This window comes from Gemmatimonadaceae bacterium (assembly GCA_035533015.1).
Taxonomy (GTDB): Bacteria; Gemmatimonadota; Gemmatimonadetes; order Gemmatimonadales; family Gemmatimonadaceae; genus JAGWRI01.
The window spans coordinates 257,928-284,883 of record DATLUQ010000051.1; the positions used below are offsets into that span (position 1 = coordinate 257,928).

The 26,956-nt window shown below is 68.1% G+C and carries 21 protein-coding genes and 1 tRNA gene; 11 read left to right on the plus strand and 11 right to left on the minus strand.

Translation table 11 applies throughout. From position 1 onward, the window contains the following. Positions 1–350: 350 nt before the first annotated feature. The 3 genes from VNF92_11045 to VNF92_11055 are packed head-to-tail and all read left to right on the plus strand — an operon-like array spanning position 351 to position 3,987. On the plus strand, positions 351–2,024 hold the full coding sequence (locus tag VNF92_11045; GenBank protein HVA58419.1) for an NYN domain-containing protein: 1,674 nt from the start codon (positions 351–353) through the stop codon (positions 2,022–2,024). Next, entirely contained in the window at positions 2,021–2,677 is a 657-nt protein-coding gene (locus VNF92_11050) for a DNA-3-methyladenine glycosylase (GenBank protein HVA58420.1), read from the plus strand. Before VNF92_11045 ends, VNF92_11050 begins: the two co-directional genes overlap by 4 nt. Continuing rightward, entirely contained in the window at positions 2,674–3,987 is a 1,314-nt protein-coding gene (locus VNF92_11055; GenBank protein HVA58421.1) for a dipeptidase, read from the plus strand. Before VNF92_11050 ends, VNF92_11055 begins: the two co-directional genes overlap by 4 nt. A 73-nt stretch (positions 3,988–4,060) precedes the next feature. On the opposite strand, the gene VNF92_11060 is transcribed toward VNF92_11055, so the two are convergent. From VNF92_11060 to VNF92_11085, 6 genes are all read right to left on the minus strand, one after another. Beyond that, positions 4,061–4,723 carry a hypothetical protein gene (locus VNF92_11060; GenBank protein HVA58422.1) on the minus strand — a complete coding sequence of 221 codons (663 nt, stop codon included), beginning with the start codon at positions 4,721–4,723 and terminating at the stop codon, positions 4,061–4,063. 149 nt (positions 4,724–4,872) lie between these two features. Beyond that, complete coding sequence (locus VNF92_11065; protein ID HVA58423.1) at positions 4,873–6,078, minus strand: glycine C-acetyltransferase; 1,206 nt, start codon at positions 6,076–6,078, stop codon at positions 4,873–4,875. A gap of 96 nt (positions 6,079–6,174) precedes the next feature. After that, positions 6,175–7,242 carry an L-threonine 3-dehydrogenase gene (tdh, locus tag VNF92_11070; protein ID HVA58424.1) on the minus strand — a complete coding sequence of 356 codons (1,068 nt, stop codon included), beginning with the start codon at positions 7,240–7,242 and terminating at the stop codon, positions 6,175–6,177. Between the two features lie 799 nt (positions 7,243–8,041). Next, complete coding sequence (locus tag VNF92_11075; protein ID HVA58425.1) at positions 8,042–8,197, minus strand: hypothetical protein; 156 nt, start codon at positions 8,195–8,197, stop codon at positions 8,042–8,044. Between the two features lie 252 nt (positions 8,198–8,449). Beyond that, positions 8,450–9,235, minus strand: a complete 786-nt coding sequence (locus tag VNF92_11080) for a hypothetical protein (protein ID HVA58426.1) — start codon at positions 9,233–9,235, stop codon at positions 8,450–8,452. 64 nt (positions 9,236–9,299) lie between these two features. Further along, entirely contained in the window at positions 9,300–10,223 is a 924-nt protein-coding gene (locus VNF92_11085) for a cation diffusion facilitator family transporter (GenBank protein HVA58427.1), read from the minus strand. A 29-nt stretch (positions 10,224–10,252) separates the two neighbouring features. On the opposite strand from VNF92_11085, the gene mutM reads away from it, so the two are divergent. Continuing rightward, on the plus strand, positions 10,253–11,029 hold the full coding sequence (mutM, locus tag VNF92_11090) for a bifunctional DNA-formamidopyrimidine glycosylase/DNA-(apurinic or apyrimidinic site) lyase (GenBank protein ID HVA58428.1): 777 nt from the start codon (positions 10,253–10,255) through the stop codon (positions 11,027–11,029). A gap of 6 nt (positions 11,030–11,035) precedes the next feature. On the opposite strand, the gene VNF92_11095 is transcribed toward mutM, so the two are convergent. The 5 genes from VNF92_11095 to VNF92_11115 form a co-directional block, all read right to left on the minus strand. After that, on the minus strand, positions 11,036–12,205 hold the full coding sequence (locus VNF92_11095; protein ID HVA58429.1) for a class I SAM-dependent rRNA methyltransferase: 1,170 nt from the start codon (positions 12,203–12,205) through the stop codon (positions 11,036–11,038). A gap of 5 nt (positions 12,206–12,210) precedes the next feature. Continuing rightward, complete coding sequence (mltG, locus tag VNF92_11100) at positions 12,211–13,254, minus strand: endolytic transglycosylase MltG (GenBank protein ID HVA58430.1); 1,044 nt, start codon at positions 13,252–13,254, stop codon at positions 12,211–12,213. Beyond that, positions 13,244–13,675 carry a Holliday junction resolvase RuvX gene (gene ruvX / locus VNF92_11105; protein ID HVA58431.1) on the minus strand — a complete coding sequence of 144 codons (432 nt, stop codon included), beginning with the start codon at positions 13,673–13,675 and terminating at the stop codon, positions 13,244–13,246. The genes mltG and ruvX overlap by 11 nt, the downstream gene beginning before the upstream one ends. Positions 13,676–13,677: 2 nt before the next feature. Next, positions 13,678–14,961 (minus strand): transcription termination factor Rho, encoded by a 1,284-nt coding sequence (gene rho, locus VNF92_11110; protein HVA58432.1) that lies wholly within the window; start codon positions 14,959–14,961, stop codon positions 13,678–13,680. 149 nt (positions 14,962–15,110) lie between these two features. Further along, positions 15,111–15,184 (minus strand) — tRNA-Arg (locus VNF92_11115). Between the two features lie 209 nt (positions 15,185–15,393). Here VNF92_11115 and VNF92_11120 point away from each other — a divergent pair. The 7 genes from VNF92_11120 to VNF92_11150 all read left to right on the plus strand — a co-directional run bounded on the left by VNF92_11120 (position 15,394) and on the right by VNF92_11150 (position 26,951). Then, a complete protein-coding gene (locus VNF92_11120) occupies positions 15,394–17,214 on the plus strand; it encodes a carbamoyltransferase (protein HVA58433.1) in 1,821 nt (606 codons plus the stop codon). Beyond that, complete coding sequence (locus tag VNF92_11125; GenBank protein ID HVA58434.1) at positions 17,211–17,600, plus strand: SxtJ family membrane protein; 390 nt, start codon at positions 17,211–17,213, stop codon at positions 17,598–17,600. The genes VNF92_11120 and VNF92_11125 overlap by 4 nt, the downstream gene beginning before the upstream one ends. A gap of 13 nt (positions 17,601–17,613) precedes the next feature. Beyond that, positions 17,614–17,772 carry a DUF5989 family protein gene (locus VNF92_11130; protein HVA58435.1) on the plus strand — a complete coding sequence of 53 codons (159 nt, stop codon included), beginning with the start codon at positions 17,614–17,616 and terminating at the stop codon, positions 17,770–17,772. Further along, entirely contained in the window at positions 17,772–19,619 is a 1,848-nt protein-coding gene (locus VNF92_11135; protein ID HVA58436.1) for a GDSL-type esterase/lipase family protein, read from the plus strand. Before VNF92_11130 ends, VNF92_11135 begins: the two co-directional genes overlap by 1 nt. A gap of 213 nt (positions 19,620–19,832) precedes the next feature. Further along, positions 19,833–22,238, plus strand: coding sequence for an FtsX-like permease family protein (locus VNF92_11140; GenBank protein HVA58437.1), 2,406 nt, complete (start codon positions 19,833–19,835; stop codon positions 22,236–22,238). Beyond that, positions 22,235–24,667, plus strand: coding sequence for an ABC transporter permease (locus VNF92_11145; protein ID HVA58438.1), 2,433 nt, complete (start codon positions 22,235–22,237; stop codon positions 24,665–24,667). The genes VNF92_11140 and VNF92_11145 overlap by 4 nt, the downstream gene beginning before the upstream one ends. Before the next feature lie 79 nt (positions 24,668–24,746). Continuing rightward, complete coding sequence (locus VNF92_11150; GenBank protein ID HVA58439.1) at positions 24,747–26,951, plus strand: patatin-like phospholipase family protein; 2,205 nt, start codon at positions 24,747–24,749, stop codon at positions 26,949–26,951. Positions 26,952–26,956: the final 5 nt, after the last annotated feature.

The window sequence follows — 26,956 nt, forward strand, 5'->3', positions numbered from 1 at the left end:
CAACCACCCGGGCTCACTTTCCTCCCAACCAGTTCAGCGATACATTAAATGCTTGGCGCTCGGCCCTCCGCGTACGTCGCAACAGATGCGATGGCGCGGTCCTGCGGACCGGGCGGCAGCACGGCAGCCGTACGCCTGCCGGGAGAGCGCCGCCTCCGGGCGCGCCCTCCGAACCGAGACTCTCCGCAGCGCCGCTCCGCAGGTGGGCGCCCGGCGGGTCGCGTGCCGATCGACGGGCGCTGCCCGGTGACGATCGTCCGCGCTCCAACTTCGCAGACGATCTGCCCCGCGCACTCGGCGGTCGAACCGACCACCGCTACGAGTCCCTGGGACTCGACTTAGGAAAGGGCATGAACCCTCGTAATCAGCGCCGTGAGCCGACTCGCTCGCACGGCGCCCTCATCCACCGCGGCCCGCAAGCCACGGTCGCTTCCGCGCACCCGATGGCCGCCGTGCCGATGCACGCGCCAAACGCGGCCCTCCTCATCGACTTCGACAATGTGACGATGGGGATTCGCTCCGACCTCGGGAACGAACTCCGCAACCTGCTCGGCTCCGACATCATCAAGGGCAAGGTGGCCGTCCAGCGCGCCTACGCCGATTGGCGCCGGTATCCGCAGTACATCGTCCCGCTCACCGAAGCGTCCATCGATCTCATCTTCGCGCCGGCGTACGGCTCTGCCAAGAAGAATGCCACCGACATCCGGTTGGCGATCGACGCGCTCGAACTCGTATTCACGCGCCTCGAGATCGGCACCTTCATTCTCCTCTCGGGCGACTCCGACTTCTCGAGTCTCGTCATCAAGCTCAAGGAGTACGGCAAGTACGTGATCGGCGTGGGCATCCGCGAGTCGTCGAGTGACCTGCTCGTGATGAACTGCGACGAATACTACAGCTACAACGCGCTGGCCGGCCTCGTGAAAGCCAGCGAAGAGGAGACGTCCCGCAAGTACGATCCATGGGAGTTGGTCAGCGAGGCCATCGGCCGGATGAAGCGCAATGGCGACGTCATGCGCTCCGACCGCCTCAAGCAGGTGATGCAGGACATCGACAACACGTTCGACGAGAAGAACACCGGCCACTCCAAGTTTTCCAAGTTCGTGCAGGATGCCGCCGCCCGCGGGCTGCTCAGCCTCACGAAGCTCGAGAACGGACAGCTCGAAGTGGGTATGCCATCGGGCGAGGCGGGTCACGCCCCCGTCCAGCCGGCCGCCGAGCGCAGCGAGGCACCGGCCGAGGAGCGCGGTGGCCGCCGCGGCCGCCGCGGCGGACGCGGGCGCGGCCGCGGGGGACGCAGCGCCGAAGCACCGCAACTCGAACTCAGTGCGGGCAGCGAAGTGGCGGCGACGGTAGAGCCGGTCCCCGAGGCCGCGCGCCCCGCGCGCCGGAGCGGCCAGAGCGTGGGCACGGTCGGCGAAAGACTGACGCGCAACGAAGCGTTCGACCTTGTACGCCGCGCCGTCGAGACGCTCACCACGGGTGTAGAGACCGTGCAGGCCAGCGCCGTGCGCCAACGCGCACACGAGCTGCTCGGCCGCGACAGCGAGAGCCTGGGCGAGCGCAACTTCGCGCGCATCCTTCAGGACGCGCACGACGCGGACATGATCGATCTGCGCCGCCACGGCGACGACTACGACGTATCGCGCGCCGTATCGGCGGCGCCCGTGGCTGAACAGCTGGCGGCGGCCGAGGTCACGGCGACGCCGGCCAAGCCCCCGGCAGTCCCCGGCCTGCGGCTTGGGCTGGGACCCCGTGGCGGCGGCGCTCGTGGCCGCGGCGGAAAGACCGGCGAACTGCCTCCCAACCTGCTCAGCTTCGGGGTCGTGGAAACGGCGCCTTCGGCCGCCGTGGTGGCGACTTCCGCTATCGCAGAGGCGAAGCCGATGGCCAAGAAGACGCGTGGTCGACCCAAAGCCGCCAAGATCGAGAGCGGAGCGCCGGAGACGGCGGCCGAATCTCCGGCCAAGAAGCCGCGTGCTCGGCGCGGCCGGAAGCCCGCGACGACCGAGACGGCCGAGGCATGACGACGAGCGCCGCGCTTCCCGCGCGGCGCTCGCGCCATGGGGCCGTGCTCCCGGCCCGCTTCTTCGCGCGCGGCACGGAATTGGTCGCACGCGATCTACTCGGCGCCATACTCGAATGCCGGACCGCCGACGGCGTGGCCAGCGGGCGCATCGTGGAGACCGAGGCCTACCTCGGTGAACACGATGCCGCGTGCCATGCGGCCGCCGGGCTCACGGCGCGCACCGCGCCACTGTACGGGCCGCCGGGATCGGCGTACGTGTACTTCATCTACGGCATGCACTGGTGCGTCAATGCGGTCACGCGTGCGCGCGGACTGCCCAGCGCCGTGCTCATCCGCGCCGTGTCGCCGGTGGCGGGTCTGGCGCTGATGCGGGACCGGCGGGGCCATCCCCGGCGGGATGTGGACCTCACCAATGGGCCGGCCAAGCTCTGCGACGCGCTGGGCATAGACGGGCGACACAACGCGTGCTCCCTGCAGCGCTCGCCACTCGTTATCCGCGCCAGCGCTCCGGTAGCCGACGGCGAGGTGGTGGTGACGCCGCGCATCGGCATTCGCCGCGCCGCCGACTGGCTCTTGCGCTTCGCCGTGGCCGGCGATCCCTTCGTGTCGCGCACCCCGCCCAACTTTCCGCGACGGCGCTACTCGCCGTGATCCCCCTTCCCCCCAAGCCCGTGCGCCGCCATGCCCCCGCGGCCATCGTCGCCCTCGCCCTCGCCCTCGCCCTCGCCTGCACGGCCTGCGGCCGGCCGGAGTCTTCCCATATGCCGTCATCCGCCGTCACCGTTCCGCCCGTGTCCGCCCGCGCCGCCAAGGTCTATCGCAACGCCGTGGTCATCGACACGCACAACGACCTTCCCAGCCGCATGCTCGACGACGGCTACGACGCCGACGTCCGCCACCAGCCTGGTTACGGAAAGACGAAAGGCGACACCGATCTGCCGCGGCTCGTCGAATCGGGCATCACCGCGCAGTTCCTGTCGGCATTCATCGATGCGAAGTACCCCCTGGTCAAGCCCGGCCAGTCCTGGGTTCGGGTGGAAGCGTACATGGACACGATCCATGCGTTCGTGGACCGCCATCCCGATTCCCTGATCTTCGCCACCAACTCGGACGACGTGCGCCGGGCGAAGAAGGAGGGCAAGGTCGCCATCTTCATCGGCGTCGAGGGCGGCCACGCCATCGAGAACTCGCTGGACAAGCTGCGCCAGCTCTACGCCCAGGGTGCGCGGTACATGACCCTCACCTGGAACAACGGCAACGACTGGGCCGGCTCATCCATCGGCGTGAACGGCACGAGCACCGCCGGGCTCACCGACTTCGGCAAGGATGTCGTGCGCGAGATGAACCGGCTGGGCATGCTCGTCGACATCTCGCATGTGTCGGATTCGACGTTCTATGATGTGATCGCCACGAGCAAGGACCCGGTGATCGCGTCGCACTCCAGTTCTCGGGCGTTGGGCGGGCACCCCCGCAACATGACCGACGACATGTTGCGCGCCGTGGCGCGCAACGACGGGGTGGTGGACGTGAACTTCAATGCACCGTTCATCGATCCCACGTTTGCCGCTGCCGAAGACAGCGTCCGGAAGACCACGGCAGCTGAGGCGGAGGCCGCCATGCGCCAGCCCGGAGCCGACACCGCCAAGTTGCGCTCCGCATATGACAGCCTCACGAATCAGCGCATCCATGCTCTGCCGCGCCCGCCGCTGTCCGTGCTCCTCGACCACATCGATCATATCGTCCAGGTGGCTGGCGTGGACCATGTGGGGCTGGGCAGCGACTTCGACGGCGTGGACGGCCTGCTTCCCGCCGATATGCTCGACGTGACCTACCTGCCGAACATCGCACAGGGTCTCATCGACCGGGGGTACACCGACACCGACATCACCAAGATCCTGGGCGGCAATATGCTGCGAGTGATCGAGATCGTGCTCGACCGCCAACCGAGCGGCAAGCCCTGAGCCTTCCAGGGGACGAAGAAGAACGGGCGTGGACCGTATCGATCCACGCCCGTGTTCACGTCATGCGGTACGATCAGCGGTCGTCTTCGATGGAACTGCCGAAGTTGTAGCGGAGCCCGATCTCGATCGAGGCGTTGAATGAGCGGCTGTTGTACAAGAAGAAATTCTGGTTGGCCGGCCATCCCATGCCCTGCACGAAGAGGCCGGAGTTGCGGAACTGCATCTGCACTCCGAGCATCACCGCCGGCGCGAACACCGACTCGTACTGCTGGATGATGTTCTGGGCCAACGTCGACTGGTCCGCCGAGGTGTAGGGCGTGGCGGGCGTGACCGAGCCCACTTGGTTGTACGTCATGCCCAATCCCGCATACGGGTGGTAGCGGAGGCTCGATCCGGGGTAGGCCATGAGCAGGATCGTGAACCGCCTCATGTTCTTCAGGCTCACCTGGCTCGGCGTGTCGGTGGGATTCGCCGAGTCGGCGAGCACGGCGGACTGGGACAGAAACGACTGATCGAACGACACGTACAGACCGCCGCGGTCGCGCGTGATCAGCCAGTCGATACCGGCCATCGCGGAGGTGACGTTGGACTGGCTAGGTGCCGACATGAGCGTACTGCCCGCTTTCAGCCCCCAGAACCAGGAGTTCTGGAACGGGCGAACGGCCTGGGCCTTGGCGCCTACGGGCACCAGCGTCAAGACCGCGACGGCTGCCGCCAGTGAACGGATCGCTTTCATACGATTCCTCGAGGTGAAGTCCGAGTGCCGCCCACGGCGGTCTCCCGTCACACGGACGAGGTCCGGGGGGCTGGGGTCACAGAACCCCGTCGCCGCTCGGTAGGACGGTTCACTGCGTGACGCACGCCACCATCCCACCGTTCGTCGACTCACACCAGCTTCAACTTCCTCCCGACTCGCTTGAATGCCTCGATCGCCTGGTCCAGATCCGCCTTCGTATGGGCCGCCGAGATCTGGCAACGGACCCGGGCCTGCCCCTGGGGCACCACCGGGAAGCCGAATCCCGTCACGAACACCCCCTCGGCGAGGAGCATGTCCGACATCTGAATCGCGGCTGCGGTTTCGCCCACGATGATCGGGATGATCGGGGTCTCACCGGCCAGCGGCTTGAAACCAGCCTCGATGATCTGCTCGCGGAAGTAGCGGGCGTTGTCGCGCAGCGTCTGCACGCGGTCGGGGTGCTGCTCGATGAACCGCACCGAGGCCAGGGCGCTGGCCGCCACGGTGGGGGGCAGCGCGTTCGAGAAGAGCTGCGGGCGCGATCGCTGGATCAGATAATCGGTGAGGGCTGCCGGGCCGGCCGTGAATCCGCCCGCTGCCCCGCCGAGGGCCTTACCCAGCGTGGATGTGATGATGTCGATCTCACCGAGCAACCCGAAATGCTCGGCGCTGCCGCGGCCGTTCTTGCCGAGCACTCCCGTGGCGTGTGAATCGTCGACGATGAGCACGGCGTCGTGGTCGCGCGCCATCTGCACGAGCTCGGGGAGCCTGGCGATGGAACCCTCCATCGAGAACACGCCGTCGGTCCAGATCAACCGCCGGCGGGCCGACCGGGCCCCTTCGAGCTTGGCGCGCAGGTCGTCCAGATCGCCGTGCTTGTACACGCCGGTCGTGCACTTGGTAATCGCCTTGGCGAGACGGATGGAGTCGATGATCGAGGCGTGGTTGAGGGCGTCGCTCACGACGAAGTCTCCCTCCTCGACGATCGTCGCGGTGAGTCCCTCGTTCGCGTTCCAGGCGCTCACGTACGACATCGATGCCTCGCACCCCACGAACCGCGCCAGCCCCGCTTCGAGGTCGCGGTGCACGGTGAACGTCCCGCAGATGAACCGCACGCTGCCGGTGCCGGCACCGAACGTCCTGAGCCCGTCGATCCCGGCCTGCACCACGGCCGGCTCGTTGCACAGTCCGAGGTAGTTGTTCGACGAGAGAATGATCACCTCGCCGCGGCCTTCCATGCGCACTCGGGCGGCCTGGGGTGATTCGAGATGATTGAGCGTCTTGTACACGCGGTCGGCCTTGAGCTGGTCGATCGCGCCGCTGAGTTGCTTCACGAATCGCTGATTCACGGACATGGTCCAGTCACCTCGTTTGGCGCATGCGGATTCGCGGCCGCGATCCATGATCCGTGGCCGTGTGGTCTGCCTGTGCTGCGGTCATACGGTGGTTCGTCATGCGATCTCGAAGATCACCTTGCCGGCGGCGCCGGTCTTGATGGCATTGATCGCCTCGTCGAACTGCTCGAGGGGGAAGCGATGTGTGATCACCGGCGTCGGGTCGAACATTCCGGAGCGCAGGAACCGCGTGACCTGATGCCAGGTATCGTACATCCGGCGGCCCACGACTCCGTAGATCGTGATTCCCTTGAAAATCACTTCGGTGGCGAGATTGATCTCGATCGGCTTGGACGGGATGCCGAGCATCTGGACCCGTCCCCCCACCCGCACCAGCTCGAACGCCTGGTGGATGGCGGACGGCACCCCCGACATCTCGAGCACGACGTCCACGCCAAGTCCTTCGGTGGCGGCGCGCACGGCGGCCGCCGCTTCGTTCGGGTGGACGACGTCGTGCGCCCCCATACGGCGGGCGAGTGCGAGCCGTGTCTCGTTGACGTCGGAGGCGATGATGCGCGACGCGCCGGCCGCCTTGCAGATGCCCACCGCGAACAGTCCGATCGGGCCGCAGCCGGTGATGAGCACCGTGGCGCCCGGGATGTCGGCGGTGAGCGCGGTGTGGAAGGCGTTGCCCATCGGGTCGTGGATGCCGCCGACGTCGAACGACACGTCGTCGTCCAGGTGCCAGACGTTGGTGGCGGGCATCGCGATGTAGTCGGCAAAGCACCCGTCGCGATCGACGCCGATGATCTTGGTGTACGGGCAGACGTGGGAGTTGCCGGTGCGGCACAGCAGGCAGCGCCCGTCCACGATGTGCCCCTCCGCCGTCACCCGGTCGCCCACATGCACGTCGGTCACCAGCTTGCCCACCCGCGCTACTTCGCCGGCGAATTCGTGGCCGACTGTGAACGGCGGCTTACAGCGCCCCTGCGCCCACGCATCCCATTCGTAGATGTGCACGTCGGTGCCGCAGACACCCGCGGCCCGCACGCGGATGAGCACTTCATCGTCTCTGATCGTCGGCTCAGGGACGTTCTTCATTGTGAATCCGGGAGCCGCAGTTTCCTTGACCAGCGCTCTCACGCGTGCCTCGCTTCTGATTTTCGTGTGGGTGGTTTCCGCCACGTTGCGTGGCGCGCATGGAAACTCGCCTCGCGCATTCGATGATGGAAGTCCGTGTGCAGCGCGCGGCGCGACCCGTAAACTCACTATTGCGCGCAACTTGGCGCGTTCCTATATTCGCGCGGAGTAACTATTGACGTGCACTCGAGGGTACTCGGTGGATTCATCGCGACGAGCGTTCCTCCAACTGCAGCAATCGCAGGCCGCGATCAGCACCGTCCGCGGCGGGCTCGCCGTCTCCCACCGTGCTCCGCATTCGTCATCCGACGCGCGAGAATCACAATCCGCGTGTCACGCACGACACCGCGCCATCCATTCGATCGTCACCGCCGCGCGCCGCTCCGCACGTGGCGTTTTTCGTTTCCAGTCGTCGTTCGAATCAAACAGCGTATGCTCAGTGTTCCCCTTCATCCGCCGCACGGTATCACGCGACGGATACGAGCTTCATTCGTCTCCGCGGAGACGAATGCAGCGGCGGCCGGAGACTTCGGTTTCCGGTCGCTGACTCGCCGATCCACCGGGGGATCGGTCGAGTAGATCAACCTCCAATATTGGAGATTTGACCATGGCAGCTGCAAAGAAGGCCCGTAAGGGCGCCAAGAAAGGCCGCAAGGCCGCCAAGAAGGCGACGAAGCGTCGTCCGGCCAAGAAGGGCGGCCGTAAGAAGAGAAAGTAGTTCGCGCTCTTCGCAGGAAAACAAGAAAGCCGGCGCGCGAGCGCCGGCTTTCTTGTTTCCGTATCTTCTGGAGGCCGAGGTTCTGGGCCCGGGGTCTCGAGCCATCCCCGCCGACGGCCCTGCTGGCTACGCCGCCACCGGCTTGCCCTTGCCCACGCCGTCCTCTGGCGCCGGCCCCCACACGTAGGCGCTGAACACCGTGGGCTTCTCCTCCTGCCACCCCTGCGAGATGACGATGCCCACCGGCTCCAGTTCCTTGGTCGTCTTGCGTTCCGCTTTCATTATAGAATCACCACTGCCGCTCACTCAGATGACACGGGACGGGGCGGCGAGAACGGGTCGCCGCCCGCCCCGGTTGCGCGGCAGATATCGCCGCGCGGACGATGCCATCCATAGCAGACCGGGTGCCAACCGCGGTCATTAGCCAAGTCGTTGCACTTGAACGACAAAGGAGCGACCGGCCGTCGCGCCTCGCGTCGACCTGTCGCTCCTTGACACGCACACAACGAGACGCTGCGTGTCAATGTGATACGCTTACGCGATCTCCTTGCGAGCCATGAAGGTATTCACGCTTCCGTCCGCGCCGGGCTCATCCACCGTGACCAGCCAGCCACGATAGCGTTTCCGCAGTTCATCGAGCGACGGCATCTTGCGCCGCTTGCCCGCGGCGACGGTCTGCATCAGGTGCACTCCGCCTTCCGCGGTGGCCGATTGCAGAACTTCGATGACCCGCCGCCGGTCCTTCATGTTGAGCCCGGCCAGTGCCGCCGGCGCGCAGATGACGGCGGTGAGGGGCGCGTCGGGTTTCCAGGTCGTGAGGTCGGTGGCCACAGCGCGCACGCGCTCGGCGAGTCCCGCCTCGTTCGCGGCCACGCGTACGCGCTCCAGGGCCTGCGTCTCGCGGTGCACTGCCGTGACCTGGCACCCGTTGGCCGCCAAGTAGAGCGCCGATCCCTCTTCCGTGGCGCCAGCCACAAGCACGCGCCCTTCAGACGTCTGCGCCATGGCGCGCACGGCGGCGTGGTCGGCCGTCAGCCCCCAGTGCTCGGGACGTCGCAACTCCTTGGCCAGCTTGAGCCGCTTGCGGCGCCAGGTGTCGTAGCCGGGCAGCCGCAACCGCTTGAAGATGATCCGGTTCACCTCGTCGCAGAGCAACAGTTCGGTGAGCAGGATCTGGTCGCCCGAGCCGAGCCGAGACACCGCTTCGTCCCCGATACTGAGCAGGGCCGAACGTTGTATCGATTCCTTGTAGTTCTCGATTTCCTCTTCGACGTACAGGTCGTACTCGTATCGAAGAGAGCGCTGCGGTCGCGAGGCCATGCGCACCCGGGTGTGGACTCACAAATGTTGTATAGGCCGTGCCGCCGCGCAAGCGGGTCTTTCGCTAAACTGGCTCCACGTGCACGACGACTTCCGCATGACCGGCTGCGCGGGCCACCTCCCGCTCCAGGGCGTCGGCAAGCGCGTGCGCGGATTCCACGCTCGACGCGCCGTCGACGACGATCGTCATCTCCACGAACAACTGCCCGGACGGCGTGGAGCGCGACCGCACGGTGCGGACGTCGCGAATGCCGGGAATGGCGGTGGCGATTCGGCGCAGCTTGGCGGCGTCCATGCCTCGGGCGTCCACCAGAATCGGCACCGACTGCCGCAGGATCTGCCAGCCCGTCCGGGCGATGAGCAACGCGACGGCGATGCCCAGGATCGCGTCGGCCCGCGAGGCGCCGGCTCGCGTGAGGAGGAGCGACGCGAGGGCGAGCAGGGTCACGTAGATGTCGCTCGACGTGTGCGCCGCATCGGCGGCGAGGAACGTGCTCTCCAGCGCCCGACTCCGCCCGCGCTCGTACCACACGATGCCGGCATTCACGAAGAGCGTGACCACCATCACGCCGACGTCGACCATCGACACGGCGTGCGCGCCGCGGGCGCGTATCAGCGACATCACCCCCTCGCGCAGCAGTTCGAAACACGAGATCGAGAGGAATCCGACGATGCCGACCGTGCCGATCGTCTCGAACTTCGCGTGGCCGTACGGATGGTCCTCATCGGGGCCGCGGGCGGCGATCGCCACCAGTGTCATGCCGATGACGTTGTTGAAGAGGTCGAGCCCGGATTCCAGCGTCGCGCCGAGCACCGCCAACGCGTGGGTGCGTATGCCCACCGCCAGCTTCAGGGCCGCCACCAGCGCGTTGAGCACGAGCACCGTGCCCAGCACGCGCCGTACGGCGGCGCTGCGCGCGTCGCTGCCGTGTGGCGGGGTGTCGGGCGATCGAGTACCGTTGGGCACGCGCGCATCTTGCCGGGTCACCGGCCTCCCGTCAACCGCCGCCGTGCCCGATGCCCGAACTTCCCGAAGTCGAACGCGCTGTCCGCATGGTGCGCCGCGCGTTGCGCGGGCGGACGATCGTGCGCGCCGACCTGCTGCACCCGAGCCTGACGCGGCGAATCGACCCCGCCGTCGCACGCGGACTTTCGGGCGCCCGCATCGCCGACGTGAAGCGCCGGGGCAAGCATCAATTGATCCGGTTGGCCGACGGCCGGGTGCTCCACGCGCACTTTCGCATGACGGGAGACTGGCTGGTGGAGCCGGCTACCCGGCCGCTGCCCCGCTTTGCCCGCGCGGTTTTCACGCTGGACGACGGACGGCGGCTCGTGCTCGAAGACGCGCGGGCGCTGGCCACGCTCGATGTGCACGCGGCCGGATCGCCGCTCGTGCTGGACCTGGGCGTGGAGCCGGCGGACGTTGCGCTCACCCCCCGATACCTGCGCACGCGACTGGCCACGCGGCGTGGCCCGATCAAACCGGTACTGCTCGACCAGCGCGTGATCGCGGGCCTCGGCAACATCTACGCGGCGGAAGCGCTCTGGCGTGCCCGGATCAGTCCCCGGGCGCGCGCGTCGTCGCTGTCGCCGAGGCGGCTGGCGGTGCTCATTGCAGCCATTCGCACCGTGATCGCGCGCGCCACCGGCGCCCGGCGTACCGGGGTCGGCGCGGCCCGGCTCAACGTGTACGACCGCGAGAGCCTGGCATGCCGCCGCTGCGGAACGGCGATCCGCCGCGTCGTGCAGGGCGGGCGTTCCACCTATTTCTGTCCCGGATGCCAGCGTCGTTGACGTGGTTCAGTCCATCGCCTCGACGATCGCGCCCTTGATGTAGCCGGTTTCCGGGATGGTGAGGATCTCCGGGTGGTCGAGCGGCTGCCCCACTACCTCGCGCAGTGCGAGCCGACGACCCGAGTCAGCCGCCGCGGCTTCGAGCATCTCCAGGAAGCGTGGCTTGGTCAGGTGGAAGCTGCAGCTCGCGGTGAATAGCGCCCCGCCCGGCGCGAGCAGGCGCATGGCGCGCAGGTTCACTTCCTTGTATCCCCGGATGCCGGCCGCCAACGCGGCTTTGGTCTTGGCGAATGCCGGCGGGTCGAGCACGATCGTGTCGAATCGCTGGTGCCCGCGCTCGGCCGTCCTCAGATAATCGAACGCATTGGCTTCGAGAAACTCGATGTTCGTGAATCCGTTCAGCGCCGCGTTCTGGCGAGCCCGGGTGAGCGCGGCGGCCGAGCTGTCGAGGGCGAGCACACGCTCCGCCCTCCCGGCGAGGTGGAGCGCGAACGAGCCGTGGTAGCTGAAGCAGTCGAGCGCGCGGCCCCGTGCCAGGGCACCGATGGAGGCCCGGTTTTCACGTTGATCGAGGAACGCCCCGGTCTTCTGGCCGTCCCACGGCGCGGCCAGGTACCGTACGTGGTTCTCCCTGACCTCGATCTCTCGCGGCACGTCGCCGTAGAGCAGTTCCACGGCGCGCGGCAGACCCTCCTTGTCGCGCAACGAAGCGTCGTTGCGCGCCAGAATGCCGTCGGGCGCGACCACGACGCGTAGCGCCTCGATCACGTCGGCGCGGGCCGATTCGAGCCCGGCACTCATGAACTGCACCACGAGCCAGCGGTCGTACCGGTCGCAGACGAGCGACGGCAGGCCGTCGCCCTCGGCGTGGATCAGCCGGTAGGCATTGGCGGAGTCGCGCAGCGGCCCCCGCCGTTCGATCGCGGCTCCGATGCGTTTGCGCCACCAGCCGGCGTCGATCGGCGCCTCAGGATCGCGCGACAGCAGCCGCAACGAAATCTCCGATCTGGGACTCCACAGCGCCCAACCCAGCGGCTTGCCGCGTTGGTCGCGGACCGCCAGCACACCGGCCGGCGCGTCGGGCCGGGCGACGACGTCGCTGCGATAGATCCAGGGATGACCGCGGTCCCACCGGCGGACGCCCTTGGGGGAGACGACGGCGAATTCGCTGGCCATGACAGTCAACCCGATTTCCTGCCCGGCGCGCGCGCGGCGCTCGTGTCGCGGCCCGACTTGGACTTCTTGGCCTGCGCGTCACGCTCACGGCGCATCTCGATCACGGCCGCTTCGTGTGCCCTGTAGTCCACGCGGAACTCGTGGTGGCCATCCGGCGCCGCGACGAAGTACTTGTAGGGTACGTGGGCCGGGTAGAGCGCGGCGAGGATACTCGCGCTGCCGGGGGACGCGATCGGTCCCGGCGGCAGGCCGAGGTGCCGGTAGGTGTTGTACGGCGACTTCACCCTGAGGTCCTTGTAGAGCAGGCGGTTCTCGTGTTCGGGCAGGACGTACTGCACCGTGGGATCTGCTTGCAGCAACATTCCAGCGCGCAGCCGGTTCATGTACACGGCGGCGATCACCGGGCGCTCCTCGGGCAGCTTGGCTTCCTTCTCCACGATCGACGCCAGCGTCATCACGTCGTTGCGCGACATGCCGAGCGTGTCGAGACGGGCGGTCCACGCCGGCTTCCACTCGTGCTCGAAGCGGCGCTCCATGATGGTCACGGCTTGGCGCGCCGTGGTGCCTTCTGAGAACGTGTATGTGTCGGGAAAGAGGTACCCCTCGATCGTCGGCGTGGGCAGGTCGAGCCGCGCGAGCAGCGCGGTGTCGCGCACGGCGGCGCGCACGGAGTCTTCCGGCGTGCCGAGCTTCTCGGCGAGCAGCGGTTCGATCTGGGCGAGCGAGAAGCCTTCGGGGATGATCACGGTGGCCACCAGGCCGCGGCCGGCGCGCAGCATGTCGAGCACGGTGCCCCAGCTGTCGCCGCGGCGCAGTTCGTAGGTGCCGGCCTTGATGCGCCGGTCGCCGCCGAGCACCCAGGCGTAGGCGCGGAACCAGCGCGCCGAGCGGATCACGCCGGCGTTGGCGAGCGAGTCGGCGGCCACGCGCACCGACGCACCGGTGGGCACGGTCACGCGCGCCGTCGAGGCGTCGTTGGTGGCGCAGGCGGCGAGCGCGAGACCGGCGGCGAGGGCGGCCGCGGTGTGGGCGAGGCGTCTATGCGTCATGGCGCAGGGCGTGCTGCAGCAGCACGGTGGCAGCCAGGGCGTCCACGTCACCCTTGCGGCCGCGGGTGGAGCCGCCCATTTCGTGCACCGCGCGGAGCGCGGCGGCCGTGGTGAATCGTTCGTCCAGGAGGCGCACGGGCAGGCCGGTGCGCTTCTCCAATTCGTCACCCACGCGGCGCACTTCGACGGCGCGCGGCGTGTCGTTGCCATCTCCGTCGAGCGGCAGGCCGAGCACGAAGCCACGGGCTTCCAGTGCCTGGCCGCGCCGGATGAGCTCGGCGATCGGCGGGCGCTTGCCGGCGCGGCGCACGATATGCCCGGCGGGCGACGCGATCGTGCCGGTCGGATCGCTGATCGCGAGTCCGATGCGCCGCTCGCCCCAGTCCACGGCCAGCCACCGGCCCCGGTCCGTGGCGGCCACCGTCAGCCGCCCTGCGCCATCTGCACGAAGAATTCCTTGTTGTTCTTGGAGCGCGACATCTGCTTGAGCAGAAATTCGATCGCCTCGGGTTCCGGCATGTCGCCGAGGAACGTTCGCAGCAGCGTCACGCGGTTCAGTTCTTCCGTCGTGAACAGCAATTCTTCCTTGCGCGTGCCCGAGCGGTTGATGTCGATGGCGGGGTAGATGCGTCGCTCGGCGATCTTGCGGTCGAGGATGAGTTCCATGTTGCCTGTGCCCTTGAACTCCTCGAAGATCACCTCGTCCATGCGTGAGCCGGTCTCGATGAGGGCGGTGCCGATGATCGTGAGCGACCCGCCGTTCTCGATGTTGCGGGCGGCACCAAAGAATTTCTTGGGCTTCTCCAGCGCGTTCACGTCCACGCCGCCCGACATGATCTTACCCGAGTGCGGCATGACGGCGTTGTGCGCGCGACCGAGGCGGGTGATCGAGTCGAGCAGGATCACCACGTCCTTCTTGCTCTCCACGAGGCGCCGGGCTTTCTCGATCACCATGTCGGCCACCTGGACGTGGCGCTGCGGCGCCTCGTCGAACGTGGAACTGATCACCTCGCCGCGCACCGTGAACTTCATGTCGGTGACCTCTTCGGGGCGCTCGTCGATGAGCAGCACGATGAGGATGACGTCGGGGTAGTTCTCGGCGATGGCGTTGGCGATCTCCTGGAGGAGGAGCGTCTTGCCGGCGCGCGGCGGCGACACGATGAGTCCGCGCTGTCCCTTGCCGATGGGTGCGATGAGGTCCATCACGCGCATGCTGAGGTTGCCGCTCTTCACCTCCAGGCGCAGCCGTCCTTCGGGATAGCGCGGCCGCAGGTTGTCGAACGGCACCCGCTCCTTGGCCAGGTCCGGGTCGTCGCCGTTGACCGACTCGACCTTGAGCAGAGCCAGATAGCGCTCCCATTCCTTGGGCGGGCGCACCTGGCCGTGGACCGTGTCGCCCGTCAGGAGGCCGAATCGCTTGACCTGCGACGGCGACACGTAGATGTCGTCGGGTCCCGCCAGGTAATTGTAATCCTGGCTGCGCAGGAAGCCGTACCCCTCAGGCAGCACTTCCAATACGCCCTGTCCGGTGAGCAGCGCCCCGCCGGCCAACAGCGCCTGCTCGATCCGGAACGTCAGGTCGTGACGCGGCAGGGTCTCCACATCGGCGAGCTCGAGCTCCTCCGCCATCTCGAGGAGGGCGGGGAGCGTCTTGCGCTTGAGTTCGGCGATGCTGACGAGAGCCGGGGAGGAAGGCGGCGATGACATGACGGCGGCTGACGGCGAACGGCGGACCGCTGGGGAGAGTGGGAGGGTCGGCGTCGATACGGAATCGACGGGGTGGTCCGCTCGAGCGTTCCGCGGCGCGGATGCGCCCGGGACCCGCCGGGCGCCGCAGTGCGATGGGATAGGAGTGACGCGCGCGACAGGATTCGAACCTGTGACCTTCGGCTCCGGAGGCCGACGCTCTATCCAGCTGAGCTACGCGCGCGGATAGATCCGTAACCTAGCCGGGGCACGGAGAGGGTTCAAGCGAGCCGATTCGCCATTGCTGATCCTCACTCGCGTGGCCTATCGACGCGGCAGGGGCGGCTCTATTATGCGTGACGTTCCACGGCGGCCCCGGGGTCCTTGCGTCGGGCGTCCCGCCCCCGGTGGCCCGCCCCCGCCCCCGCCCGCGCTCCTCCCCGCACCCGGTCCATGCCGCGTTTCGTCCTGGGCATCTCCGCGTTCTACCACGATAGCGCCGCGTGCATCCTGCGCGACGGGGTGATCGTCGCCGCGGCGCAGGAAGAGCGCTTCACGCGCCAGAAGGGGGACGAAGCGTTTCCGGCGCGGGCGATCGCCTTCTGCCTGAGCGCCGCCGGCGTCGGCGCAGGCGACCTCGAGGCCGTCGCGTTCTATGACAAGCCGCTGCTCAAGCTCGACCGCGTGTTCGAGACCTTTCTCTGGACCGCACCTGCTGGGTTCGCCTCGTTCCGCCACGGGGCGCCGCTCTGGGCGCGCGACCGGCTCGACATCGAACGCACCATCCGCCGCGGCCTCGACGACTACGAGGGACGCGTCCTGTTCACCGAACACCACGAGTCGCACGCCGCCAGCGCGTTCTATCCGTCGCCGTTCGACCGCGCCGCCATTCTCACCATCGATGGGGTGGGCGAGTGGGCCACGGCGTCCATCGGCGCGGGACACGACGCCGACCTCGAGTTGCGTCAGGAACTGCATTGGCCCGACTCGCTGGGCCTGCTCTATTCTGCGTTCACGTATCACGCCGGGTTCAAGGTCAACTCCGGGGAGTACAAGCTCATGGGGCTCGCCCCCTACGGCGAACCCCGGTACGTGGATACGATCTACCGCGAGTTGATCGACCTGCGCGACGACGGGTCGTTCACGCTCAACCAGCGGTATTTCAACTACGTGAACGGACTCACGATGACGAACGACGCCTTCTCGGCGTTGGTCGACGGACCGCCGCGGACGCCGGAGTCGGCGCTCACGCAGCGCGAGATGGATCTCGCCAGGTCGGTGCAGGAGGTGTGCGAGGAGATCGTGCTGCGCATGGCCCGCGCCGCGCGGCGCGACACCGGAGAGACGAATCTCTGCCTGGCGGGCGGAGTGGCGCTCAACGCCGTGGCCAACGGCAAGCTCCGGCGCGCCAGGATCTTCGATCGCGTATGGGTGCAGCCGGCTGCGGGCGACGCTGGCGGCGCGCTCGGCGCCGCGTTCGTCGCGTGGCATCAGTACCTGGACGCGCCGCGGGCCGTGGACGGCGTACATGACGGCATGCGCGGCGCGCTACTCGGCCCCGTGTACGGCGCCGACGATATCCAGCGGGACCTGGCCGCGCTCGGCGCCACGTGGCAGCGCCTCGATCGCCAGGGCGCGGTGGACCGTGCGGCCGACCTGCTGGCGGCCGGGCAGGTGATCGGCTGGTTCGACGGCGCCATGGAGTTCGGTCCGCGCGCCCTGGGCGCGCGCAGCATCCTGGCCGACGCGCGCGATCCCCGGATGCAAGCGCGCATCAACCTCAAAGTGAAGTTCCGCGAGGGGTTCCGCCCGTTCGCCCCGAGCGTGCTTGCCGAGCGGGCCGCGGAGTACTTCGAGGTGGACGGCGAGTCCCCGTACATGTTGTTCGTCGAACCGGTGCGCACCGACCGGCGCATCCCAATGGCGAAGGGCGACACCCGGTGGGGAATCGAGCGGCTCAATCAGCCGCGCTCCGACGTTCCCGCGGTCACGCACCTGGACTACACCGCGCGGATCCAGACCGTGACCGCCGGGCGCAGTCCGGGACTCCACGCCGTGCTGCGCGCGTTCGCCGACCGCACCGGGTGTCCGCTGCTGGTCAATACGTCGTTCAACGTGCGGGGGGAACCCATCGTCTGCACGCCGGCTGATGCCTACGACTGTTTCATGCGCACCGACCTCGATGCGCTCGTCTTGCCCCCGTTCGTGTTACTCAAGCGCGATCAACCCGTTCAGGATCCTGCCCAATGGCATCGCCCGCTCCAACTCGATTGACCCGCGCGCAGGGAATGAAGTTCGCGTTCACGCTCGCCGCGGCGTTCTCGGTGCTGTCGGTGCTCCTGGCCTGGCGCCAGCGCACGCTTGGCGCCGAGGTGGCGTTCGGCCTCGGGTTCGTACTGCTGGTGGCGGGGGTGGCCGTGCCGTCGCACCTGGGCCCAGTGGAGCGCGTGTGGATGGGGTTCGGCCGCATCCTCTCGCGGGTGACCGCGCCGATCGCGCTCGGGATCGTCTATTTTATAGCGTTGACGCCCATCGCCTATGTGCGCCGGACGTTCGGCCGCAGCCCCCTCGCCCGCGATCCATCGGCGTCGACCTACTGGACGCCGCGCGCGCCGCGCGATGTCGAGGAGCGGCACCGCGCGCTCGAGCGTCAGTTCTGACCCGGAGACCCCGATGGCCTCATTGAACATCCTGCGACAACTCTGGGCCTTCATGCGACAGCGGAAGAAGCTCTGGCTGCTGCCGATCATCCTGATCCTGATTCTGGCCAGCGCGCTGCTGTTGCTCGTGCAGGGGTCGGCCCTGGCCCCGTTCATCTACTCGATCTTCTGATGACGCGCGCGCGTTACTGGATCTTTTTGACGATCACCGCGCTCTCGCCCTTCCTCTTCCTGGGCGCGGTCGAGTTGGTGTTGCGCGCGGCGTGGCCCGGTGGGGCGATCCCGGTGTTCGTGAAGGCGCCGAGCCAGATGGGTGACTATCTGCTGCCGAACCCGGCGCTGGCCAGGCGCTACTTCAGCATCGAGCAGCATCCCCCCAGCCCGATCGTCGAGCCGTTCGCGGCGCACAAACCGGCGCACGCATTCCGGATGTTCGTGCTCGGTGAATCCACCGCCGCCGGGTTTCCGTGGCCGCCCACGGGCACCTTCTCCCACCTGCTGCAGGACGTGCTGCGCGACGTCATGCCCGGCGACTCCGTGGAGGTGATCAACCTCGCGATTCCGGCCACCAACAGCTACGCTGTGCTCGATCAGACCGATGCCGTGATCGCACAGCATCCCGACGCGGTGGTCGTGTTCCTGGGGCACAACGAGTATTACGGCGCGCTGGGCGTGGGCTCCACGGAAACCGTGGGCTCGTCGCCGGCGCTGGTACGCGCGTACCTGTGGCTCGAGCGCTTTCGCACGTTCATGCTCTTGAGGGACGGCATCGCGCGGGTCCGTCGGGCGTTCGCGAAACAACCCGCGGGGAACGGGCAGGCGGCGAGCTTCATGGAAACCGTCGCCCGCGATCAGGAGATCACGCTGGGCGGCGCGGCCTATCAGGCGGGCGTGCGCCAATTACGGGGGAACCTCGAACGGATCCTTGGCAAGTTCCGGCGCGCGGGCATTCCGGCGTTCATCGGAAGCCAGGTGAGCGACGACCACGACATGCACCCGTTCGCCTCGCCGGCGAACGCGGTGCCCGGCGGCGCGGATGCGGTGTACGACTCGGCGCAGGCTGCGGATGCTCGGCACGACACGGTGGATGCACGGCGTCTGTTTGTCCGGGCCCGCGACCTCGACGTGATCAGGTTCCGCGCGCCGAGCGCGTTCAACGACGTCATCCGGTCCGTGGCGCGCGAGGAGCACGCCACATTCGTACCCGTGGCGGCAGCGTTCCGGGCGGAGTCGCCGGAGGGGATCATCGGCCACAACCTGATTCTCGAGCACGTGCACCCCAATCAGGCCGGCCAGGCGCTCATCGCGCACGAGTTCCTGCAGTGGCTGGACAGCGCGCACTTCGTGGGGCACGCGGTGCAGCTCGATCGCATGAAGCCGTGGGCCGACTACGTGGCGGGAATGGACATCACGCCGTTCGACGACCGGATCGTGGCCCACACCGTGAAGACGCTCACCACGCGATGGCCGTTCGTGCCGGTGGCGCAGGACCAGGACTACCGCGGCACGTATCATCCGACGGGGGTCGTGGACAGTCTGGCATTCCTGGCGTCGGCGGGGCTTCCGTGGCGGCAAGCCAAGGTCGAAGTGGGGCAATACTATGAGAAGGCGGGGTTCCCCGATTCGGCGCTCGCCGAATATCGGGGGCTCGTTCGCGACATGCCCACGCAGGCGTTCCCGTATGAGTTGGCCGGTCGCGCGCTGATGGAGATGAAGCGGCCGGCGGATGCGATCCCGCTGCTCAAGCGCGCCTATGCCATCCGGCCGTCGCCGTACACCGCGTTCGCCCTCGGAACCGACGCCGCGCAGCACAAGGATCTTCAGGATGCGGCGCTCTATCTTCGCGAAGCGGCGGCGCTCGATCCGCGCAGTCCGCAGGTGGTGTACCAGCTGTCGCTGACGCTGGCATTGATGCGCGATCTGCAGGGAGCGCAGGCGGCGGCGGCGCAGGTGTACCAGCTAGATCCAAGCTATCCCGGTATCCAGGATTGGATGAGGACGTTGGGGATCGTGCACTGACGAACGGCGGGCCCCGCTGACTGCAGGCTCAACGCTGGGAGTTGACCGGTCGGGCCGTGACGCGGCTCGGCAGGGAGAGTCTGCCTGTTAGGAGTCCGCTAAAGGAGTGAACGGGGTGAAGACTTCTTGACGGTCCGCGGATGGAACCGTACTGTATTGTTGTAGCGATACAGTGCTCTCCGGCGCCGATGCGCCGGACCCATGGGGGACGTGATGACGCTCCTTCCCGACCGCGCGATGTTTCGCGCGCTGGCCAAGAGTCCCGTGTTCACGATGGTGGCGGTATCGTCGCTGGCGCTCGCCATCGGGCTCACGACTACGACGTACGCGATCGTGGATGCCGTTCGGCATCCACCGGTGGTGGCAGCCGATCCGGTCCATGCGTTTCAGTTACAGGGCATCGGCGTGGATCTGGACCGGCGGAGCCACCTGCGGGAGATGTACGTCGCACTCCGCGCTCATCGCGATCTGTTCCAGTCGTTCGCCGTCGCGGCACCGGAGTGGACCACGGTCATCGCGCACGGCCAGCCGGTCTGGGCCCAGATCCGTCTCGTCAGCGCGAATTACTTCGACGTGCTCGGGGTGTCGCCGGTCGTTGGCCGGAGCTTCCGGTCCGCCGCCGCCGACCATCCGTCGGTCGCCGGGGCCGTGATCGGATACGGGACCTGGCGGCGGGTGTTCGGCGGCGCCATGCCGCTCACGTCCCTCACTGTGACCGTGGGCGACGACACCTATCCCGTGGTCGGCGTGCTTCCGCCGGAGATGGATGCGAGCGGCTACGGCGAGACCAACACGCTCATCTGGCTTCCCATACCGCGCGCGGCCGAGGACCAGGGGGAGGGCGTGCCGTGGGTGACCGCGCTGGTGCGGACCAAGCCGGGCGTGAGCGAACCGCAGATGGAACGCGAGCTCGCGGTCATCGCTCAGCCGTTCCGAGAGGAGTACGGCGTCTACGGAGGGAACCCATTCCGCTATGGCGTCCAGGCGATGCTCCCGCAGCCGGGCCGGGTGACCGAAATCCACGAGGCGATCGCGGCGGCTGCGTTCGTGGTTCTCCTCATCGCCTGCGCCAACGTGGCCAATCTGATGGTGGCGCGGGTGATCAGCCGGCAGCGCGACATCGCGGTGCGCATGGCCATCGGGGCGTCGGGGCGGGACATTGCGCGGGTCGTGGTCGGCGAGGCGGCGGTGCTCGTGCTGGCCGGAGGAGCGATGGGGGTGCTGTTGTCGCTCTGGGGCATGCATTACATCGAATACAAGGTGGGGGCCGACGTGAACGGTCTGAGCGGCCTGGCGCCCCACCTGAGCTGGCGCGTGCTGCTGTTCGCGATCCTCGTGTCGGCCGGCACGGTGCTCCTCATCGCATGGGCGGCGGTGCTGCGTGCTCGGGCCACCAATGTGAACGGCGCGATGAAGAACGGCGCCGGCGCGACTACGCACCGGAGTGGCCGCCTGTACCGGTGGCTCGTCGTGGCGGAGGTGGCGATGTCGCTGGTCGTGCTGATGGGGGCGGCGCTCCTCCTGCGGGCGGTATCCGCGGTCCGGGGATATGATTTCGGTTATGACCCGAGCCGAGTCGTGTTCGCGAACATCAGCGATCCATGGCCCGCCGTGCACGATTCGACCCAGCGGGACGCCCGCTATTTCGGGGTGCTGGGAGGCGTGGGCCGGGTGCGGGGGGTCAGCGCGGCGGCCTGGATGGACGGTACGTCGCCCATCGGGGAGATTCTCACCTCGGACGTGGGCGGGAGCGAACCGAAGCAATTGTTCATGCGCAGCTACACCGTGGCGTCGCCGGGGCTCCTGTCGCTCCTCGGTGTGCGGCTGGTGCGCGGGCGCGACTTCGAGCCCGGCGATGCGAATTCGGCCGGCGTGGCGATCGTGGACGACAGCACAGCCGCGGCGCTCTGGCCCCACCTGTCGCCCATCGGGCATATGGTGAAGCTCGGTTCGGAACCAAGCACCGCGCAGTGGGTCCGCGTGATCGGGGTGGCGCGCACCGTGAGTCTCAGGTTCGAACACGACCCGGACATGGGACCGCTGCCGACGATCTACGTGGCCGGAGCTGGCCGATTGAGAGCGGACCGCCGGCTCGTCCTTCGCACCGATTCCGACGAGGGGGCGGCGATGCTCGGCGTGCTGCGATACCTGCGGAGCGCGATCCCCGGGACCGGAGGGCCCCACTTCCAATCCTGGACCCAGGACTTCGGCATGGAGGTGCGGCAGCGGGAGGCGATCGCCTTCATCTTCCGGATGATTGGTGTGTTCGCGCTGCTGCTGTCCACGATCGGCGTCTACGGGACGCTCGCGTACACGGGCGCTCAGCGCACCCGCGAGTTCGCGATGCGCATCGCGCTCGGCGCCCAGCCGCGCGACGTGCTGCGGCTGGTGATCGACGAGGCGCTTCTCCTGGTGATTGGCGGCACCGCGGTGGGCGGATTCGCCGCGATGTGGAGTGCGGCGAGCATCAAGGGCTTGTTGTACAGCGTGAGCCCGTTGGATGCGACGGCGCTGGTGACCGCCGAAGGGATCCTGGTGGTGGTGTCGCTGATGGCGGCGCTCGGACCGGCGATTCGGGCGACGCGGGCCGATCCGGTGGAATTGTTGAGGGCGACGTGAGCCGGTTCACCCGCCGGCGAACGCCCCTGCTCGAACGCCTCTTCGCCGGCCACCACGACCTTCTGGCCGCGCTGCGCTCGCTCCGTCGGTCTCCCGGCTTCGTCGCGATCGCCGTGCTCTCGCTCGGCCTCGCCATCGGGCTCAACACGACGATGCTCGCGATGATGGATGCGATTCTCCACCCGTACGTCCCGTATGCCAAGCCCGGGCAGTTGTTCGAGCTCATCCCGTACGGTATGACTCGGAGCCACCAGTGGATCCAACGACCGATGTACCTCGGGGCGCGCGAGCGTACCGATCTCTACGCGAGCATCGTCCCCTTCACCTTCAGCAGCGGCGTCGCAGAGGCCAACGGGCATCTCGTCCAGACACAGGCCATCATTGCGGGCACGCGTCTGTTCAACGTGCTCGGCGTCAAACCGATCGCCGGCCGGACGTTCAACACCACTCGGGATGACCCCGCTGACGCGGATGCCGTCGTGGTCGGTTACCAGTTGTGGCAGGACGACCTGGGTGGCACGCGCGACCTCGCGACACTCCACGTCACGTACGACGGGCGGACCTATTCCGTGGTCGGCGTCATGCCGCCCTCGATGTATCGTCCGGTGAGCGCCGACCTCTGGCTTCCGATGCCGAAGGTCCAAGAGCATTCGGCCGACGGGCCGGCGCTGATCCACGCCGTGGTTCGCCTCAAGCCCGGCGACACGAAAGCCCGGGTGAAGGGACAACTGGACGCGCTCGCCGCCCAGATGGCCTCGCGGTACGACGGCAAACGCCTGGACTTCGACTACCGCCTGGAATCGCTGATGCCCGGCAAGGGCCGGCCCGCCGACGGCGCGGTCCTGGCGGCGATCGTCACGACGCTCGTGCTGGTCGTGGCCTGCCTCAACCTCGCTAATCTCATGCTTGCCCGCGGACTCGCCCGGCGACGGGAGTTGGCGGTGCGGATGGCACTGGGCGCGAACCGCGGGGCCATCGTGCGGCACGTGCTCGTCGAGTGCGCGCTACTCGCCGGCCTGGGTGGCACGTGGGGAGTATTACTCTCCGTCTGGGGCGTGCAGCTTGCCGAGGGCCACGTCCCCACGATGATCCAGGAGTTGGGCTTCACCACGCCACACGTGAGCTGGCGCATCGTTGCGATCGGAATTCTCGTCACGGCGGCGACCATCCTCGTGGCTGGTCTCGCTCCGGCCCTGCACGCGGCGCGGGCCAACGTCAACGACGCGATGAAGGATGGCGGATCGTCGAGCACCGGCCGGAAGAGCCGGTTGTACCGGCTGGTGGTTGTGGGTGAGATCGCGACCGCCCTGATGGTGATGATCGTGGCCATGTTCTGGCTCGGCATCCTGCACAAAGAGACGAGTTTCCAATTCTCATATGACGCCGACCACATGCTCGGTGGGTACGTGATGCCGCGCCAATCGTGCGACTCCGTGGCGGCTCACGAGCAACTCTGGCAGGACATGACCGCTCGGATCACGGCCATTCCGGGCGTCCGGTACGCCGCGGCGTCGCGCACGGCGTATCCGACGCGAAACATCGTGACGTCGGACGAGCCCGGGACCCCGATCGAGCTGCCGTTGGGGCGGGGGACGTCCATCGGATATACTCTGACCACATCGCAATACTTCCGCGTGTTCGAGTTCCCGATCGTCGCCGGCCGGGACTTCGAACCGGGGGACGTGCACGGCACGGGTGCGGCCATCGTGGACCGGGCGCTGGCCGCGAAGCTGTGGCCCCTCTCGTCGCCGGTGGGACGACTGATCAAGCTCGGACCGGCCGCGTCCAACGCGCCCTGGGTGCGGGTGGTCGGCGTGGTGGCGCCGCGCGTGAGCAACGCCGACTCGACACGCGACGACACCCCGCTGCTCACCGTGGCGCGACACTTCGGCTGCCAGGCCGCGAGCCTCGACGTTCGCACGTCGGGACCGCCCAGGCAGATGGCCGCTGCCGTCTATCACGTCGCTCGGGCCGCGGTGCCGGCGGGCGGAATCGTCTCGGAATTCCGGTCGCCAAGGGCCGAATATGAAGAAGGGCTGCGCATCTACCGGCTCACGACGCTGCTCTTCGTCGCGCTCGGCGCGTTTGCACTCCTGCTCTCAGCGGTGGGCATCTACGGCGTGCTGAACCATGCCGTCGGGCTCCGCACGCGCGAGTTCGCCATGCGGACCGCCCTCGGCGCGCAGACGCCTGACCTCCTGCGCATCGTCGTGCGCGACGCCATGGAAATGGTGCTGGGCGGCACCGCCGTGGGTGCGACGGCGTCGCTGGTCATCGGGTTCGGAGCCTTTCAGGCCGCGGGCGGGCTGGGCGCGCTTGCCCTCGCCGCAGCGGAGACGGTCGTGATCGCCGCTTCCCTCGCCGCCTGCATCGCCCCGACGCGTCGCGCCACCCGCGCCGACCCGGTGGACCTCCTCCGCTCGACCTGACGATTCCTGAACGCGGGAACCGCTTGCGGCCGGCCGGCCTCCTACCGAAGCTTCAGCTTACACCGGTAACCCGTCCGCCGTGCATCTCCGCCGTACCCTTCGTTGCGTAAGCGCGTCGGCACTCCTCGCGTTGTGCGCACGGGAGAGTGCCGCGCAGACGGCTACGCCGCTCCCCGATATCCCGCATCCACGCGTCGGGCTGGTGCTGAGTGGCGGCAGTGCCAAGGGGTTCGCGCACATCGGCGTGCTCCAGGTACTGCAGCAGCTCGGCATCCACGTGGACATCGTTACCGGCACGAGCATGGGCGCCATCATCGGCGGGCTGTACTCCGCCGGTTACACCCCCACGGAACTCGACAGCCTGGTCACGCGTGAAGACTGGAACGATCTGTTCCACCGCCCCACCGACCGGCGCCAGCAGAGCCCCGCCGAGCGGGCGGCGAACGAACGGTACATGCTCACCTTTCCGCTGGAACATGCGCGCATCGTGCTTCCGGAATCCGTCGTGCCGCGGCAGGCAATCGCCGAGCATCTGGAGCGCTACACGTGGCCGGTGCACGGCATCACCGATTTCGACAGCCTCCCCACGGCGTTCGGCGCGCTGGTCACGAACCTCAACACGGGGCAGGCGATCCTGCTGCGCCATGGGTCACTGGCGCAGGCAATCGAGGCCAGCGCCGCGGTGCCCGGAGCGTTCGCGCCCGTGCTGCTTCCGGACGGAACGCCGGTCGTGGACGGCGCGGTGGTCCGCAACATCCCAGCCCAGGACGCACGGGCGATGGGCGCGGATCTCCTGATCTGCGTGGACGTCTCCGAACGCCCATCGCCCGCCGACAGCCTGCATTCGCTCATCGACGTGATGGATCAGACGGTGTCGTTTCGCGTCCAGGCGGTGAATCGCGTCGAGCGTCCGCTCTGCAACGTGGTGATCGATCCCGACGTGAACGGAATTCCGTCGCTCGACTTCGGCCAGGCAGCGGAGTGGATTGCACGCGGGCGGGCTGCGGCACTCGCCCAACGCGCGGCTCTCGTCGCGATTGCCGATTCGGAGCACGACGTCCGCGGCGTGATCCCGCCCAGGCCTCCGCTCCCTCGTCCCGATTCGGTCTTCATTTTGCAGTTGAGCTGGACGCAGGTGAGCGCCGGCGCCGACGCGCTGGTCCGCAGCGCCGTCGGCCTGCAGGACAGCACGTGGGCGACCGAAGCCGATATCGCCGCGGCGGTGGAGCGGGTGTATTCCACGGGCCGGTTCGACGAGGTGAGCTTCCGCGTCGTTCACCGCGCCGGGGGTGACGACCTCCTGCTCGATCTCACCGAAGGCAACCGCGACGTGGTGGGCGTGGGCGTCCGCTACGACACGCCGCGCGGCGCGGCGCTGCTCGTCGGCGCAACGGTCAACGACTGGCTCACCCCCGGTTCCAGGGCGATGCTCACGGCACGGTTGGGCGACGAGTTGCAGTACGACGGCCGGTTTCTCCTCGGAGCCGGTCCCGAGGCCACCTTTCTGCAAACCTACCGGGCCACATTCACGCGGACGGCGCTGCCGCATGTGCGCCCGGCCGGCGCCCCGGGTGCCCCGATGCTCGACGTCTCGGAAGTGTCGGCGCAGATCGCGCGCGTGCTCGGACACGCGGGATACATCGGCGCGGAACTGACGTACGGACGGTCCACCGACGGGGTACGCGGCGCCGACAGTCTATTCGCACTCCGTCCGCTCTCGTATACCACGTTCGGTGGCGAGCTTGCCCTGGACACCTACAATCGGTTGTTCGCGCCCACGGCGGGCGGGAAAGTGCTACTCCAGGCCGAACGCGCGCTCGACTCCCGCGAGTTCGTGCGGGAGTACGTCGGCGCGCAGGGGGTGCTCCCCGCGGGATCCAGCGTGGCCCTGCTCGGCCGGGTGGACGTCGGCTACGCGGCGGGTACCGATCTCCCGTTGCACGACCGCTTCTTCTTGGGGGGCAGCGCACCCTCGACGGTGTGGGCCTCGCAGTTCATTCCCTTCCTCGGGCTCAGCCCGCAGTCTGCGCAGGGCACCGTCGTGGCCGCGGTCCAGGGTGGAGCGCGCGTCGAGCTCCGCGACAACCTGTTCGTGACGGTGCAGGGCAACGCCGGCAACGTCTTCGACCGCTGGCCTGCGTCAGCCGGCCACAGCGGGTACATCACGGGCGGCGGCCTGACCATAGGCAGCATGCTGGCGCCGGGCCCCGTGACGGTTACCTTCGGCACGCGATCCCTGCGGCAGACGCCCGTGATCGAGATCGCGTTCGGCGCCGCCTTCTAACTCCG

Bases quoted from the DNA above. Each gene is read 5' to 3' on its own strand.
- rho (HVA58432.1), bottom strand. From the start codon at position 14,961: ATGTCATCGCCGCCTTCCTCCCCGGCTCTCGTCAGCATCGCCGAACTC.
- VNF92_11075 (HVA58425.1), bottom strand. From the start codon at position 8,197: ATGAAAGCGGAACGCAAGACGACCAAGGAACTGGAGCCGGTGGGCATC.
- mltG (HVA58430.1), bottom strand. From the start codon at position 13,254: ATGACGCATAGACGCCTCGCCCACACCGCGGCCGCCCTCGCCGCCGGT.
- VNF92_11120 (HVA58433.1), top strand. From the start codon at position 15,394: ATGCCGCGTTTCGTCCTGGGCATCTCCGCGTTCTACCACGATAGCGCC.
- VNF92_11065 (HVA58423.1), bottom strand. From the start codon at position 6,078: ATGTCCGTGAATCAGCGATTCGTGAAGCAACTCAGCGGCGCGATCGAC.
- VNF92_11080 (HVA58426.1), bottom strand. From the start codon at position 9,235: ATGGCCTCGCGACCGCAGCGCTCTCTTCGATACGAGTACGACCTGTAC.
- VNF92_11130 (HVA58435.1), top strand. From the start codon at position 17,614: ATGGCCTCATTGAACATCCTGCGACAACTCTGGGCCTTCATGCGACAG.
- VNF92_11050 (HVA58420.1), top strand. From the start codon at position 2,021: ATGACGACGAGCGCCGCGCTTCCCGCGCGGCGCTCGCGCCATGGGGCC.
- VNF92_11135 (HVA58436.1), top strand. From the start codon at position 17,772: ATGACGCGCGCGCGTTACTGGATCTTTTTGACGATCACCGCGCTCTCG.
- mutM (HVA58428.1), top strand. From the start codon at position 10,253: ATGCCCGAACTTCCCGAAGTCGAACGCGCTGTCCGCATGGTGCGCCGC.
- VNF92_11060 (HVA58422.1), bottom strand. From the start codon at position 4,723: ATGAAAGCGATCCGTTCACTGGCGGCAGCCGTCGCGGTCTTGACGCTG.
- VNF92_11095 (HVA58429.1), bottom strand. From the start codon at position 12,205: ATGGCCAGCGAATTCGCCGTCGTCTCCCCCAAGGGCGTCCGCCGGTGG.
- VNF92_11140 (HVA58437.1), top strand. From the start codon at position 19,833: ATGACGCTCCTTCCCGACCGCGCGATGTTTCGCGCGCTGGCCAAGAGT.
- VNF92_11045 (HVA58419.1), top strand. From the start codon at position 351: ATGAACCCTCGTAATCAGCGCCGTGAGCCGACTCGCTCGCACGGCGCC.